Here is a 14610-nt window from a genome sequence, read left to right on the forward strand (position 1 = left end):
GGGCCGCCCACACGTCCTGATCGTGTGGGGACCGGCGTCCCTCCGGCCGCTGTGGAACGTTCTGCGGCTCATCCGCTGCCTCTCCCCGTCGGTGCGTTTCACCCCGACGTTAGAGAGCGCGTGTTGGGAACCTGTTGGTGCCCGGTCAGCCCCCGGAGCGGTCCAGCTGCGCCCGCAGGTCGGCGGCCGTGGTGACCGGCAGCTTGCAGGCGAAGCCCTCGCACACGTACGCGGCCGGCGCCCCGGCGACCAGCCCGCGCTCCTGGAGCAGCGGCACGGCGTCAGGCGTCGACCCGGAGCCCAGCGCCACGACGGCGCCCGGCGCCCCCGCCAGGTAGGCCGCCTTGTGCAGCTCGGCGGTGCGCGGGTCGTCCGGCGGACCGACGACCGCCACCTCGACCGGCCCGTCGAGCGCCGCCCGCGCCACGGCCAGCCCCCACCCGGCGAACCGGGCGTGCTTGCCGGCCAGGACCGACACGGTGCCGAGCGCGGCGTGGGCCGCCTCGCGGTGCCGGGCCGAGCCGGTCAGCGCGGCGTAGGACAGCAGCGCGCCCGCCGCCGCGTACTGGCCGGACGGGGTGGCGTTGTCGGTCGGGTCCTGGGGCCGCTGGAACAGCCGCTCGGCGTCGTCGGCGGTGTCGTAGAAGCCGCCCGTCCCGTCGCCGAACCTGTCGAGCACGGTGCCGAGCAGCGTCTCCGCCAGCCGGAACCAGCGCGTCTCACCGGTCACGCCGTGCAGCGCGATCAGGCCCTCGGCCAGGTTCGCGTAGTCCTCCAGCACGCCCGCGTTGGCCCCCGCCCGCCCGTCGCGGGAGGTGCGCAGCAGCCTGTCGCCCTCGACGTGCACCTCGTGGAGCAGCACGGCGGCCGAGGTGGCGGCCTCGACCAGGTCGGGCCGGTCGAACACGATCCCGGTCTCGGCCAGCGCGGCGATCGCCAGCCCGGTCCAGCCGGCCACCACCTTGTCGTCGCGGCCCGGCCGTACGCGCTCCTCGCGGGCGGCCAGCAGCCGGGCCCGCACGCTGTCGAGCCGGGCCGTGTCGGCGGGGTCGGACAGCAGTTGCAGCACCGACGTGCCGTGCTCGAACGTGCCCGTCACCTCGAACACCCCGGCCGCCCAGGCGCCGTCGTCGTCGCCGAGCACCTCCCGGAGCTGGTCGGGGGTCCAGACGTAGAACTTGCCCTCCTCGCCCTCGCTGTCGGCGTCGAGCGCCGAGGCGAACCCGCCCTCGGGCGTGCGCATCTCGCGCAGCAGCCAGTCGGCCGTCTCCAGCGCGATCCGCCGGGCCAGCGGGCCGCCGCCGGCAACCCACCAGTGGGTGTAGACGCGCAGCAGCAGCGCGTTGTCGTAGAGCATCTTCTCGAAGTGCGGCACCACCCAGCCGGCGTCGACGCTGTAGCGGGCGAACCCGCCGCCGAGCTGGTCGTACAGGCCGCCCCTGGCCATCGCCTCCAGCGTGCGGCCGCTCATCTCGCGCTCGCCCGAGCGCAGCAGGAACTCCAGCACCATCGACGGCGGGAACTTCGGCGCGCCGCCGAAGCCGCCGCGGACCGGGTCGTACGACTCGCGCAGGTTGGCCACGGCCTGCTCCAGCGTCCGCGCCGTCGGCAGCGGGCCGCTGGGCAGCGTGGTGCCGGAGCCGAGCACCTCGACGACCTTCGCGCCCTGCTGGAGCACGGTCTGCCGGTCCTCGGTCCAGGCCTGGTGCAGCCCCAGCAGCAGCCGCTGGAACTGCGGGCGCGGGAAGTAGGTGCCGCAGTAGAAAGGATGCCCCTCGGGGGTCGCGAACACCGTCATCGGCCAGCCGCCCTGCTGCGTCATGGCCTGCGTGGCGCTCATGTAGACGGCGTCGACGTCGGGCCGCTCCTCGCGGTCGACCTTGACGTTGACGTAGTGCTCGTTCATCAGCCGGGCGGTGGCCTCGTCCTCGAAGCTCTCGTGCGCCATCACGTGACACCAGTGACACGCCGAATAGCCGACGCTGATCAGCAACGGGACGTCGCGGCGCCGGGCCTCGCTCATCGCCTCCTCTCCCCACGGCCACCAATCGACCGGATTGGCGGCATGCTGCAGCAGATAAGGGGAGGTCGAGCCGGCGAGCCTGTTCACACAGCCAGGCTCTCACACGCCCGGGACCCACCCGTTATCGGCGGACCGGTGTTTGCGAAGGCGGCGGGGGCGTAGTTTACGGATCGTGGATCTCGACTTCGTCTGCGCGCACGCCGGCCGCGCCCCGGCCGCGCTCACCCGGCGCGACGTCGCCCGCGCCCTGCTGGCCGTGGCCTCCGGGGTGGCGCTGGTGGCGCTGCCCGACCTGCGGCGGGCGATGATGGCCGCGGGCAACCCGCTGTCCGCGCGGTTCTGGGACTCGGCCAGATCGGCGCTGAGCTCCATCGAGTCGGGCGCCGCCACGGTGGGCGACGTGCAGCGCTGGGTCGAGTCGACGGGCACCGAGCCGATCCTCATGACGCCGAGCTACTTCGTGTGGCCGGAGGAGGACGAGCGCGGGCCGGTGGCGCAGGAGATGTTCGGGCGGCTGGTGGCCTACCTGGAGGAGCGGGTGCGCTCGGGCGAGATCGACCCCGACGCGCTGGCGGCCGGCGACCAGGGCGCGCGGCGCGCGTACGAGGAGCTTCAGGAGCGGTGGCTGGCCACGCCGCTGGCCGACGGGCGGGTGCCCGGGTTCGCGGTCAGCGACGAGCAGGACGAGGAGCTGTTCGCGGCGTTCGACGAGGAGGAGGCGTTCGCGCTGTCGGAGCTGCGGCGCATCCTCGGCGAGCTGGACAAGCTGCCGGAGCTGCCGATCGCGGAGCTGGACCGGGCGGCGACCCGGCTGCGCGAGCTGCTGGGCGAGCCCGGCTATCCGGGCAACGTGCTGCGGGCCTGCGCGGGGTTCGACGAGCGGCCGCTGCCGGTCGACGAGGCGGAGTTGTGGCTGTCGGTGGCGGCGGGCATCGCCGGGCCGGTGTCGGACCTGTCGGAGGAGAGCGACCTGCTGGAGGAGTTCGCCGACCTCGACCGGGAGGTGAGCGTCGAGGACTCGGTGCTGGCCAACCTGTGCGCGCTCCAGCACGCCGACTGGCTGGCCGCGGTGGCCGCGCTGACGCGGCTGGGGCCGGGCGCGCCCGCGTCGCCGGAGCGGATCGCGGTGCTCATCGCCGAGTCGGAGGACATCGACGGCTACGACGAGGACCCGGGCGACCTCGACGCGACGGAGGCGCTGTTCGTGCCGGTGGTCGCGCTGTGGGCGCAGCTCGGCATCGTCGACGAGGACGAGAGGCTCACGCCGCTCGGCTGGTGGGGCCTGCCGATGGCGCTGGAACGCGCCTGGTCGCCCGCCGACTAGCTGCCGGGCTGGTCGCCGAGCAGGCTCTTGAAGTCGGGGTGGCGCTCGATGTAGGAGGCCACGTAGGGGCAGAGCGGCTGCACGGTCAGGCCGGTGTCACGCGCCGCCTCCAGGGCGTGCTTGACCATCCGGCCCGCCAGCCCCTGCCCCTCGTGCTCGGGCGCGACCTCAGTGTGGGTGAAGACGATCTTGGTGGGCAGCAGGCGATAGTCGGCGAACCCGGCGACCTTGCCGTCGACGAGAACCTCGAACCGGCTCTCCGCCGAGTTGTCGACAACTTCAATCGGCATTTTTCACGCTTTCCTGCTGCCGAAGCTCGGCCTCGTAAGGCACCTCGATCTTCGAGATCTGCTTGTTCATCGACTTGATCAGCAAATAGAGCGCGAAGCCGATGAGAGCCACGACGGTGAAGCCGAGGATGCCCGGACTGATGTCACCTGCTGCTAGAACGGTCACACCTCCAGTCTGCCACCTGGGGGTGGTGCTCCGACCGGCGCCTCAGTGGCAGGCGGGGGAGGTCTCCTCGGCGTGGATCCCGGCGAACAGGTCGTCCTCCGGCAGCTCGGTGTCGACCAGCGAGCGCGCCAGGTGGTAGTCCTCCGTCGGCCAGATCTCCTCCTGCAGCTCACGCGGGCAGACGAACCACCAGCCGTCGGGGTCGACCTGGGTGGCGTGCGCCTTGAGCGCCTCGTCGCGGATCGCGAAGTACTCGCCGCACGGCACCTTCGTGGTCACCTCCCACTTGGCCGGCCGGTCCTCCCAGCGGGAGATCCAGTCGGCGTACGGGGAGCCCATGTCGCGCGCGGTCATCGCCTCGTGCAGCGCCTCGAAACGGGCCCGGTGGAAGCCCATGTGGTAGTAGAGCTTGAGCGGCTGCCACGGGTCGCCGGTGCCCGGGTAGCGGTCGGGGTCGCCGGCCGCCTCGAACGCCTCCACCGACACGCGGTTGGTCATGATGTGGTCGGGGTGCGGGTAGCCGCCGTCGTCGTCGTACGTGATGATCACGTGCGGCCTGAACTCGCGCACGGCCGCCACCAGCGGCGCCGAGGCGTCCTCCAGCTTCTGCAGCGCGAAGCAGCCCTCGGGCAGCTCCTCCTCCTCGCTCTCCGGCAGCCCCGAGTCGACGAAGCCGAGGAAACGCTGCTGCACGCCCAGGATCTCGCGGGCCCGGTCCATCTCCGCGCGGCGGACCTCGGCGATGTTGGCCACGATCTCCGGCCGGTCCATCTTCTCGTTGAGCACGGAGCCGCGCTCGCCGCCCGTGAGCGTGCAGACCAGCACGTCAACGCCTTCGCGGACATATCGCGCCATCGTGGCGGCGCCCTTGCTCGACTCGTCGTCGGGGTGGGCGTGGACGGCCATCAGCCTCAGCGGTGCACTCACGGGCTCGATGTCTCCTCAGTAGGGACCGATCAGTTGCCCAGAGAGGTTAGTTTCTGCTGGGCGGTCGCGAGGGCGTGACCCCCGCGGGCGACAATTGTCTCGGATAACGCTCAGGGAGTGCAGGGAGATTCCGCCATGGCCACCAGAGATGTCGGGAACGGACCCGTTCTCGGCACACCCGCCGACTTTCCGGACCGTCCCGAGCGGGGCGGCCGGCTCGTCGTGCACGTCGTGATCGGGGTGCTCGTGGCCATCGTCGCAGGTGGCTGGGGTTACGTGATGTGGTCGATGACGGGCACCGCGACGGGCGCCAAGGCGCAGGTGGTCTCGTTCCGGATCGAGGATCAGGCCCGGGCCGAGGTAACCTTCACGGTGCACAAGCCCGACGACCGCTCGGCGGTGTGCCGGATCAGGGCCACGGACGTGAACCACGGGGAAGTAGGCAGCAAGGAAGTAAGAATTCCGGCTGGTGAGGGTAGTAAGCCCCGCAAGGAGCGCCTGGACACCAGTGCCCAGGCGACGTCTGTCCACGTCCAGTACTGCAATCTCGTATAGTGAGACATTTGGGGAAGCGTTCCAGCCGTTGACTTGTTAGCCTTTCGCAATTCAACCGTACGCGACCTTCAGTGATCTCAGGGCCCCCTAAGCAAGCAAGGAGAACCCGTGGCCGACTCTCGCGATGAGAACGTCACATGGCTGACGCAGGAGGCGTACGACCGCCTGAAGGCCGAGCACGAATATCTCTCGGGGCCCGGGCGCGTCGACATCGCCAAGAAGATCGAGGCCGCCCGTGAAGAGGGCGACCTCAAGGAGAACGGCGGTTACCACGCAGCCAAGGACGAGCAGGGCAAGATGGAGGCCCGGATCTTCCACCTCCGTCAGATCCTGGACAGCGCGCAGGTCGGTGAGGCACCCAAGACCGAGGGCGTGGTCGGCCCCGGCATGACCGTGACGATCCGCTTCGAGGGCGACGACGACGAGGTGACCTTCCTGCTGGCCTCCCGCGAGGAGAGCGGCGCCCCGATCGACGTCTACTCGCCCAAGTCCCCGCTGGGCGCGGCGATCAACGGCAAGAAGATCGGTGAGAAGGCGACCTACAGCATGCCCAACGGCCGCCAGAACACCGTCGAGATCCTCGAGGCTGTGCCGTACATCGGCAACTGACCCCCGCAGACCGGCACCGCCGGGCCCACGACGGCCCGGCGGTGTTCACGCGTGCCCCCTCGGGCATCCGGCAGGACCTCAGCTTCCTGGTCAACACCCCCAGGCGGCGTGACCACCGCAGGCTGATCCCGTTCATCGTGGTGGCGCTGGTGGCCGTGCTGACGGCTGACGTGCTGCTGCTGGCGGAGATCGAGCGCCCCGCGCCGCAGCCCGTCGCCGCCGAGCCCGTACGTCCCCGCCCGGCGCCCCGGCAGAGCCTGATGGCCGGCACGAGGACGGTCGAGCCGGTCAAGCCGCTCGGCACGCTGCACAAGCCGCACCTGTTCGTGGTGACGCGCAAGCCGTTCACCGCCAAGCAGTTAGCCAAGATCGCCAAGGTGCCCGGCGTGCGGGCGATGGAGCTCGCCGACGCCGCCAGCATCACGCTCGACGGCAAGCGGGTGCAGACGCTCGCGGTGTCGCCGTCCACGTTCCGGGCCTACACCCCGAAGGTGACGGCCGCCTCCGACCCGCTGTGGTCGAACGTGGCCGCCGGGGACGTGGCCGTGTCGTTCGTGCTCGGCAACGACGGCGGGCTGACGCTGCACAGCAGGGTCAGCGGGCCGCGCGGGCCGCTGCGGATCGGCGCCTACGCCACCACCGGGCTCGGCGCGGTCGACGCGGTGGTGTCGCGGGAGACCGGGCGGGCGCTCGGCCTGCCGCGCGACAACGCGCTCATCATCAGCGCGCCCAAGACCAACTCGGCCGAGCTCCAGCGCCGGGTGATGAAGCTGCTGCCCAAGGGCACCCAGTCGGCCATGGTCAACCCGGTCCTGCCGCCGACGCGGGCGCGCGAGCGCAACTGGCCGACCGGCTCGTTCATGACCGGCGAGCAGCTCACGGTCGCGCTGGAGGCCGCCGCCTCCAAGCTCGGCCGTCCGTACGTGTGGGGGGCCGAGGGGCCCGACACCTTCGACTGCTCGGGGCTGGTCCAGTGGGCCTTCGCGCGGGCGGGGGTGCGGATGCCGCGCGTGACGCACCAGCAGTGGCTGACCGGCCCGCAGGTGCCGCTCTCCCAGGCGCAGCCCGGTGACCTGCTGTTCTGGCGCAACGACCCCACCAACCCGGCCTACATCTCGCACGTGGCCATCTACTGGGGCAAGGGCAAGATGCTGCACGCGCCGCGCACGGGCGACGTGGTCAAGATCGCACCGATCAGCACCCGCAACCTTGCCGGCGTGGTGCGGGTGAGCCCGCAGGCCGCCGGGCGGGTCTGAGCGGTTCTCCCTACGGATACCCGATGGGCTTCGGCGCGTGCATTCGGGACGCAACTGTGTAATGGTGATTACATGGCAAGCGATGATGTGACGGCGCAGATACGCGGCTGGTTCACCGGGCGGCTCCCCGAGGGCTGGTTCACCGGTGCGCCCGAGGTCATCAGGGACCGCGAGGAGATCGCGGTGCTCGGCACGCTGCCCGACCCGCCGGCCGGCGCCGACGACGCCGAACGGGCCGCGCTCGTCGAGGGGCTGATCCGGCGCTTCCGCGAGGAGACCCGCGAGCGGCGGATCGAGATCGCCAAGGAGGCCGAGCACCGGTTCCGGCAGAAGGTCTCGTGGGGCGTCGTCTGCGGCGGCGAGACTGTGATGTTCACCACACTCTCTGTGCCCGTTATGACCAGATTGCGGCAATCTGAGCGGCAAGTTCTCGACACGCTCGTGGCCGCCGGCGTGGCCCGCAGCCGCAGTGACGCCCTCGCCTGGTGCGTCCGTCTCGTCGGCCGCAACACCGACACCTGGCTGGCCGAGTTGCGCGACGCGCTCCAGCACGTCGACCGCGTTCGCTCCGCCGGCCCCGATCTGCATTCCTGAGGCACGCAGGGAAAACCGTCCGGGCAATGGACTAAACCATTTCGGAAATTGGTTTAGACCATCCCGATTGGACTGAACCAGTGCCCGGACGAGTTTCTTTTAAATCGTGTCCCGGTGGGTAGGCTCCCCCAATCGTCGAGGCCGCTGCCTGCGGCGACACCCGAGTCAGAGGTCTATGCCAATTGGCTTTCGGGTGCCGTCGTCGTTAATGATGAGCGGGCCCTGAGAGAGTGGAGGAGCCGCAGTCGTGTCCGTTTCCGTGGAAGTCCACGCGCCGACCAGCAATCGCGAATTGGCCGCGTGGGTGAAAGAGATAGCGACCCTTACCGAGCCGGACCGGATCGAGTGGTGCGACGGCTCCGAGGAGGAGTGGACGCGCCTGACCAACCTCCTCGTGGAGCAGGGCACGTTCGTCCGCCTGGCCAAGCGGCCCAACAGCTTCTACGCCAAGTCCGACCCGAGCGACGTGGCGCGGGTGGAGGACCGTACGTTCATCTGCTCCGAGCGCGAGCAGGACGCCGGCCCGACCAACAACTGGATCGCTCCAGCCGAGATGCGCCGCACCTTCGGCAAGCTGTTCAAGGGCTGCATGCGCGGGCGCACCATGTACGTGGTGCCGTTCTGCATGGGACCGCTGGGCGGCGAGATCTCCCAGCTCGGCGTCGAGATCACCGACTCGCCGTACGTCGCGGTCTCGATGCGGATCATGACCAGGATGGGCGAGCGGGCGCTGCGGCTCATCGAGGAGCGCGGCGAGTTCGTCAAGGCCGTCCACAGCGTGGGCGCGCCCCTGGAGCCGGGCCAGGACGACGTGGCCTGGCCGTGCAGCTCCACCAAGTACATCAGCCACTTCCCGGAGACCCGCGAGATCTGGTCCTACGGCTCCGGCTATGGCGGCAACGCGCTGCTCGGCAAGAAGTGCTACGCGCTGCGCATCGCCAGCGCCATGGCCCGCGACGAGGGCTGGCTGGCCGAGCACATGCTCATCCTCAAGCTCACTCCGCCCACGGGCGAGACCCGCTACATCGCCGCCGCGTTCCCGAGCGCCTGCGGCAAGACGAACCTGGCCATGCTCCAGCCGACCATCCCCGGCTGGAAGGTCGAGACCGTCGGCGACGACATCGCCTGGATGCGCTTCGGCGACGACGGCCGCCTGTACGCCATCAACCCCGAGGCCGGCTTCTTCGGCGTCGCGCCCGGCACCGGCCAGGTCACCAACGCCAACGCGGTCAAGACGCTCTGGGGCAACAGCATCTTCACCAACGTCGCGCTCACCGACGACGGCGACGTGTGGTGGGAGGGCCTGACCGAGGAGCCGCCCGCGCACCTCACCGACTGGAAGGGCCGTCCCTGGACGCCCGGCAGCGGCGAGCCCGCGGCGCACCCGAACGCCCGCTTCACCACACCCGCCTCGCAGTGCCCGACCATCGCCCCCGAATGGCAGGACCCCAAGGGCGTGCCCATCTCGGCGATCCTGTTCGGCGGCCGCCGCGCCACCGCGGTGCCGCTCGTGACCGAGTCGCTGAGCTGGGAGCACGGCGTCTTCCTCGGAGCCAACGTCGCCTCCGAGAAGACCGCCGCCGCCGAGGGCAAGGTCGGCGAGCTGCGCCACGACCCGTTCGCCATGCTGCCGTTCTGCGGCTACAACATGGGCGACTACTTCGGCCACTGGATCAAGATCGGCCGTCGCAAGGGCGCCAAGCTGCCGCGCATCTACTACGTCAACTGGTTCCGCAAGAACGCCGAGGGCAAGTTCATCTGGCCCGGCTTCGGCGAGAACAGCCGCGTGCTGAAGTGGATCGTGGACCGGCTCAACGGCGAGGCCAAGGCCGTGCCCACGCCGATCGGCCTGCTGCCGGAGACGCTCGACACCGAGGGCCTGGACCTGCCCGAGGAGGACCTGCGCACGCTGCTCACCGTCGACCGCGAGGTCTGGCGCGAGGAGGCGGCGCTGATCCCCGCCCACTTCGACACCTTCGGCACCCATCTGCCCAAGGAACTGTGGGAGGAGTACAACGCCCTCCTCGACCGGCTCTCCTGACCTTGCGCGTGCGGTGCGGCCGTTCTAGCTTGGCCGTACCGCACCCGGGGGAGTCGTGGATGAACTTATCGATCGTCGCCGTCCTCGTGGCGGCGGTGTTCCTGATCGCCGCCGAGCCGTACGTCGCCGTCGCGCGACGGCGGGTCGCCGAGAAGCCGCCCAGCGGCATCGATCATCACTTGTCCCACTATGAGCTGGCCTATCTGGCCGGCGGGCCCCGGCGGGCCGTCAACACGGCGCTGACCGTCCTCGCGACGGCCGGCGCCGTCCGCGTCTCACGGGCCGGCGTCAGCCTCGTGTACGGCGCCGCGCCGTCGCCCGTGCCCGTCGAGCAGGCGGTGATCGACTACCTGGCGGCCAGGCCCGGCGGGTGCACCGCCGCGGAGGTGCGGCGCGGGCTCGCCGAAGACCGCGCGGTGACCGCGATGGCCGACGGCCTCGTCCGCCGCGGCCTGCTCGTGCCCGAGGGCGCGCTCGACCACGCCCGTTCCCGGATGCGCCTGCTGGTGACCGCGCTGTTCGTGGTGATAGGCGTCGACGCCGCCGCCCTCGCCCTGACCGCCGGCGGTCTGCTGGGCGACCCCGACGACGTCTCCGTCCTCACGCCCATCAGCCTGTTCACCGTGGTCTACGGGATCGCCACGGTCCTCCGCCAGCGCGAGAAGCTGCGCGCCGTGCTCACCCGCGAAGGGCGGCAGGTCCTGAAGACGGCGCGCTCGGCGCACCCGCGCACCGCCCGCGACCGCACGTCCGTCGCCGCGGCCGTCGGCGTTCCCGTCGCCCTGTACGGGCTCGGCGCGGCCGGCGACCCCGTGATCACTGACGAGCTGTCCAGAGGCGCCCCGGGCGGCGACGCGACCGGGGTCTGCGGCAGCCACGCCGACCATTCGTCGGGCTTCGGCGACAGCAGCTCCTCCTCCGACAACTCCTCCTCCGGCGGCGGAGGCTGCGGGGGTGGCGGCGGCTGCGGCGGCGGCGGATAGGTTCTTGAGACCTTCACGGCACAGCCGTCCGGCCGGGGCCGATCGTCTCTCCAACGACAGCGTCGTCCGCGGATACCTTCCATCGAAGAGGAGGCCGCTTTGGACAGCATCACCGGGCTCGTCCTCACCCTGATCGTCTGCGCCGCCCTGGCCGTGCCCATCTCCCGGGCCGTCTCCGCCCTGGCCGAACTCGACCGGCGGCGACGGCGACCGCACCCGCGACCTGACCCCCTACGAGCTGGCCTACCTGGCGGGCGGGCCCAAACGGGTGGTCAACACCGCCATCGCCGTCCTGGTCCGCTCCGAACGGCTGCGCGTCTCACGCGGCGGCCAGTTGCACCGCCTCGCCGGCTCCTCCCGCCCGAAGGAGCCGGTCGAGCGGGCCGTCCTCGACGCCGTACGGGCGCAGCCCACGGGCCTGGCCGCCGCCTCCGTACGCCACCAGGTCGGCAACGGCCCCGCCGTGGACGGCGTGCGGCACCAGCTCGTCCGGTACGGGCTGCTCGTGCCCGACGGCTCCCACGCGACGGCCAGGCGGCTGCTCAGGCGGCTCAAGGCGCTGTCGGCGGTGTCGCTCGTCCTGGCCGTGGCCGGGCTCGCCGTCTTCCTGGCCGTGCCGCACACGCTGGTCGTGGGGTTCGGCGCGGCGGCCCTCGCCGTGGCCGGCGTCACCGGCCTGATCGCGCACCGCCGCCGGCGGGCGCTCGCCGACCAGCTCACGGACACCGCCCACGAGCACCTGCGCCTCGCCCGCTCCGCCCACCCCGCGGGCGTCCTCGCCGCGTCCGGCATGGGCGCCCTCGCCGTCCCGGTCGCCGTGCCCGTCGCCCTGCACGGCCTCGGCGAGCTGGGCGACCCCGAGCTGGAAGCCGAGCTCGACACCCGAGGCCAGGACGTCCCGTACGGATCGAGCTGCGCGGGCGGCAGTTGCGGCGGCGTCGGCGGCAACGACTTCGGCGGCGGCGACAGCGGAGGCGGAGGCGGTGACGGCGGCGGCGGTTCCGGCTGCGGCGGCGGTTGCGGAGGCTGTGGCGGCGGCTGACCCCGCCACCCGCGGTCCCGTACGGGAGTCGCGTGTCAGCGGCGGCGTCAGGCCGATGACGGCCCGGCGTCAGCGCGACCGGCGACCGTGGACGTCATGGACGGTGCAGCGAGTCGCTGACGACAGTCCATGACCGCCACCTGGGACCGAACACCGTAGGCAGGGACAGTCATGAGGGAACAACGCAACCACGGCTCCTCCGCAGCAGGACACGCCGGAGCGACCGGGACGATCCGCCGCGACGGCGGCGCGCCGAGACGCCGGCACACCGTCTTCCGGCCGATGGCGGTCACAGCGCTGGCGGTCGGGCTGCTGGCCGGGGCCATCGCGCCCCCGGCTGTCGCGCCGGGCGCGGCCGCCGCCACCAGCAGCGCGGCCGTGTCGCACGACGCCGGCCAGGACCGCCCGGAGCTGCAGCAGGCCGTCCAGGCGTTCGTCGACGCCGGGTTCCTCGGCGTGCAGGTGCGCGTGCGCGACGAGCGGGGCGAGTGGACCGGCAGCGCCGGGCGGCGCAAGCTGGGCGCGAGCGCGAAGCCGCCCGCGAACGGGCACACCTGGGTGGGCAGCGTCACCAAGACCTTCGTCGCGACCGTGGTGCTGCAACTGGTGGCCGAGGGCGAGCTCGGGCTGGACTCCCCGGTGGACGGCTACCTGCCCGAGTTCGGGCTGGACCGGCGGATCACGGTCCGCATGCTGCTGCAGCACACCAGCGGCCTGTTCAACTACACCGGCGACCTCGCCCCCGACGGCTCATGGGTGCCCGGTCTCCCCGCGACGGGCAAGGAGTGGCTGGACAACCGGTTCCGCTCCTACCGGCCGCAGGAGCTGGTGCGGTTCGCGCTGTCCAAGCCGGTGAAGTTCGCGCCGGGGGCGGACTGGAGCTACTCCAACACCAACTACACGCTGGCCATGCTGCTGATCGAGAAGGTCACCGGCCGTTCGTTCGACGCGGAGCTGAAGCGGCGGGTCGTGCGGCCGCTCGGGCTGACGGGCACCGTGGTGCCGGGCGACCGGACCCGGCTGCCCGGCCCGTACGCCCACGGCTACTTCCGCTACCAGGACGCCGGCCAGTGGAAGGTGGCCGACGTCTCCCGCCAGAACAACACCCTGCTGGCGGGGGCCGGTGACATGATCTCGACCACCGAGGACCTCCGGACGTTCTTCTCCGCGCTCAACGGCGGCAAGCTCCTGCCGCCCGGGCTGCTGACCGAGATGCGCGAGCCGCACGCCAAGAGCGACCCCCTCTACGGCCGCTACGGCCTCGGGGTGTTCGTCAAGGACCTCGGTCCCGGCTGCGGCACCGTGGTCAACCACAACGGCAGCCCCCCGGCGGGCTACGCGGCGCTGATGTACAGCTCGCCCGACGGCGGCAGGACCGTGACGGCCTCGCTGACCGCCGGAGACGCCGAACTCGACATGGCCGCCTACCCGAAGCTGCTGGACGGGCTCGTCAAGGCGGCGCTCTGCGACGGACAGCCCACCGGCTGACCAGGCGCCGGACGACGGGAGGGACGAAGGTCACCCGCCCGGGGGTTTCCCCGGGCGGGCAGGTGGCGGTTTCATGGGCGGCGACGCCGGAACCTGACGATCGGGGAGGGTGCGTGAAGCGGCTGGGTGTGGGGATCGGCTGGCGGGCGGAGATCGACCTGACCGTCGAACGGCTGCCGGGCGTCGAGTTCGTGGAGGTCATCGCCGAGAACGTGCGCCCGGCGGCACTCCCGCACTCACTGCGGCTGCTGCGCGAACGCGGCCTGCCCGTCATCCCGCACGGCGTCAGCCTGGGCGTCGGCGGCGCCGAACCGCCCTCGCCCGCCACGCTCGCCCACCTCGCCGCCTGCGCCCAGGCCCTCGACGCGCCGCTGGTCAGCGAGCACCTGGCGTTCGTCAGGGCGGGCGGCATCGAGGCCGGCCACCTCCTGCCCGTGCCCCGCACCCGCGACGCGCTCAAGGTCGTCACCGAGAACGTCCGCCAGGCCCAGGACGCCCTCCCCGTGCCGCTCGCCCTGGAGAACGTCGCCGCCCTCTTCGGCTGGCCCGACGACGAGCTCACCGACGCCCAGTTCCTCACCGAACTCGTCGAACGCACCGGCGTACACCTGCTGATCGACGTGGCCAACCTCTACACCAACCAGGTCAACCTCGGCCTCGACGCCGCCCACGCCCTCGACACCCTGCCCCTGGAACGGCTCGCGTACGTCCACGTGGCCGGCGGGTACGAACGGGACGGCGTCTGGCACGACACCCACACCACGGCCGTCCCCGATGCCGTCCTCGACGTCCTCGCCCAGCTCCGCGCCCGCGTCGACCCGCCGGGCGTCCTGCTCGAATGGGACGACCACTACCCCAGCGACGACGCCCTGGCCGCCGAGCTCTCCCGCATCCGGGCGGCACTGGCATGACCGGCGAGCGCGACGACCTCGCCCGGGCCCAGCAACGGCTGATCGCCGCCCTGGTCACCGGCGCGCCCCCGCCCGACGGCTTCGACCCCGAACGGCTGCGCATCCAGGCGAACAGCCTCGTCGCCAAACGCCGTAGCGTCGTGGCCAGGCTCCGCCCGGACGCCGCCGCCGCCTCGGGGCCCGACCTGGCCGCCGACTTCGCCGCGTACGCCGCCTCCCGCATCACCCCGCCGCCCGGCTACCGCGCCGACGCCGACGACTTCGCCGCCTGGCTCACCAGCCAAGGCAAACTCCTCCCGCCCCCCAAGCCCCCGTGGTGGGCCCGTTTCCTCCCCCACCGCCACCGATGACCCCGGCGTGCGCGTGAGGACGGGCGGCGCCGGCCGGGCCGCAGGCGCGCC

General features: G+C 71.9%; 14 protein-coding genes and 1 pseudogene. 11 read left to right on the forward strand and 4 right to left on the reverse strand.

Features of this window, described 5'->3' with window-relative positions; translation table 11 throughout:
* Positions 1-145 precede the first annotated feature (145 nt).
* The gene (locus AB0G11_RS14875) at positions 146-2110 is read right to left on the reverse strand and encodes a thioredoxin domain-containing protein (RefSeq protein ID WP_219505016.1); all 1965 of its coding nucleotides are present in this window, start codon (positions 2108-2110) and stop codon (positions 146-148) included.
* 85 nt (positions 2111-2195) lie between these two features.
* On the opposite strand from AB0G11_RS14875, the gene AB0G11_RS14880 reads away from it, so the two are divergent.
* The gene (locus AB0G11_RS14880; RefSeq protein WP_219505015.1) at positions 2196-3347 is read left to right on the forward strand and encodes a hypothetical protein; all 1152 of its coding nucleotides are present in this window, start codon (positions 2196-2198) and stop codon (positions 3345-3347) included.
* Here the strand turns inward: AB0G11_RS14880 and AB0G11_RS14885 are convergent.
* From AB0G11_RS14885 to mca, 3 genes are read right to left on the reverse strand one after another with little or no spacing between them, the layout of a single operon-like run.
* On the reverse strand, positions 3344-3637 hold the full coding sequence (locus tag AB0G11_RS14885; RefSeq protein ID WP_219505014.1) for a GNAT family N-acetyltransferase: 294 nt from the start codon (positions 3635-3637) through the stop codon (positions 3344-3346). The genes AB0G11_RS14880 and AB0G11_RS14885 overlap by 4 nt on opposite strands.
* Complete coding sequence (locus tag AB0G11_RS14890; protein ID WP_219505012.1) at positions 3627-3803, reverse strand: hypothetical protein; 177 nt, start codon at positions 3801-3803, stop codon at positions 3627-3629. Before AB0G11_RS14890 ends, AB0G11_RS14885 begins: the two co-directional genes overlap by 11 nt.
* Positions 3804-3845: 42 nt before the next feature.
* On the reverse strand, positions 3846-4730 hold the full coding sequence (mca, locus tag AB0G11_RS14895) for a mycothiol conjugate amidase Mca (protein WP_308125748.1): 885 nt from the start codon (positions 4728-4730) through the stop codon (positions 3846-3848).
* 135 nt (positions 4731-4865) lie between these two features.
* Between mca and AB0G11_RS14900 the strand changes: the two genes are divergently transcribed.
* The 10 genes and pseudogenes from AB0G11_RS14900 (at position 4866) to AB0G11_RS14945 (ending at position 14559) form a co-directional block, all read left to right on the forward strand.
* A complete protein-coding gene (locus tag AB0G11_RS14900; protein ID WP_219505010.1) occupies positions 4866-5285 on the forward strand; it encodes a DUF4307 domain-containing protein in 420 nt (139 codons plus the stop codon).
* A 108-nt stretch (positions 5286-5393) separates the two neighbouring features.
* Complete coding sequence (gene greA, locus AB0G11_RS14905; RefSeq protein WP_219505008.1) at positions 5394-5894, forward strand: transcription elongation factor GreA; 501 nt, start codon at positions 5394-5396, stop codon at positions 5892-5894.
* Between the two features lie 41 nt (positions 5895-5935).
* On the forward strand, positions 5936-7150 hold the full coding sequence (locus tag AB0G11_RS14910) for a C40 family peptidase (protein ID WP_308125747.1): 1215 nt from the start codon (positions 5936-5938) through the stop codon (positions 7148-7150).
* 72 nt (positions 7151-7222) lie between these two features.
* Positions 7223-7744: a hypothetical protein gene (locus AB0G11_RS14915; protein WP_219505006.1), complete on the forward strand. Its 522-nt coding sequence runs from the start codon at positions 7223-7225 to the stop codon at positions 7742-7744.
* Between the two features lie 247 nt (positions 7745-7991).
* Positions 7992-9785: a phosphoenolpyruvate carboxykinase (GTP) gene (locus AB0G11_RS14920; protein ID WP_357586276.1), complete on the forward strand. Its 1794-nt coding sequence runs from the start codon at positions 7992-7994 to the stop codon at positions 9783-9785.
* Positions 9786-9844: 59 nt separating this feature from the next.
* Entirely contained in the window at positions 9845-10768 is a 924-nt protein-coding gene (locus tag AB0G11_RS14925; protein WP_357586278.1) for a TIGR04222 domain-containing membrane protein, read from the forward strand.
* A 217-nt stretch (positions 10769-10985) separates the two neighbouring features.
* Positions 10986-11810: pseudogene (locus AB0G11_RS14930) on the forward strand (TIGR04222 domain-containing membrane protein); the annotation flags it as partial.
* A gap of 171 nt (positions 11811-11981) precedes the next feature.
* Complete coding sequence (locus AB0G11_RS14935) at positions 11982-13298, forward strand: serine hydrolase domain-containing protein (RefSeq protein WP_357586280.1); 1317 nt, start codon at positions 11982-11984, stop codon at positions 13296-13298.
* A 113-nt stretch (positions 13299-13411) separates the two neighbouring features.
* On the forward strand, positions 13412-14209 hold the full coding sequence (locus AB0G11_RS14940; RefSeq protein WP_308125746.1) for a DUF692 domain-containing protein: 798 nt from the start codon (positions 13412-13414) through the stop codon (positions 14207-14209).
* Positions 14206-14559, forward strand: a complete 354-nt coding sequence (locus AB0G11_RS14945) for a hypothetical protein (RefSeq protein ID WP_357586282.1) — start codon at positions 14206-14208, stop codon at positions 14557-14559. The genes AB0G11_RS14940 and AB0G11_RS14945 overlap by 4 nt, the downstream gene beginning before the upstream one ends.
* The last annotated feature ends 51 nt before the right edge of the window (positions 14560-14610 follow it).

The sequence above is a fragment of the Nonomuraea sp. NPDC023979 genome (genome assembly GCF_040639085.1).
GTDB classification, from domain to species: Bacteria; Actinomycetota; Actinomycetes; order Streptosporangiales; family Streptosporangiaceae; genus Nonomuraea; species Nonomuraea ceibae.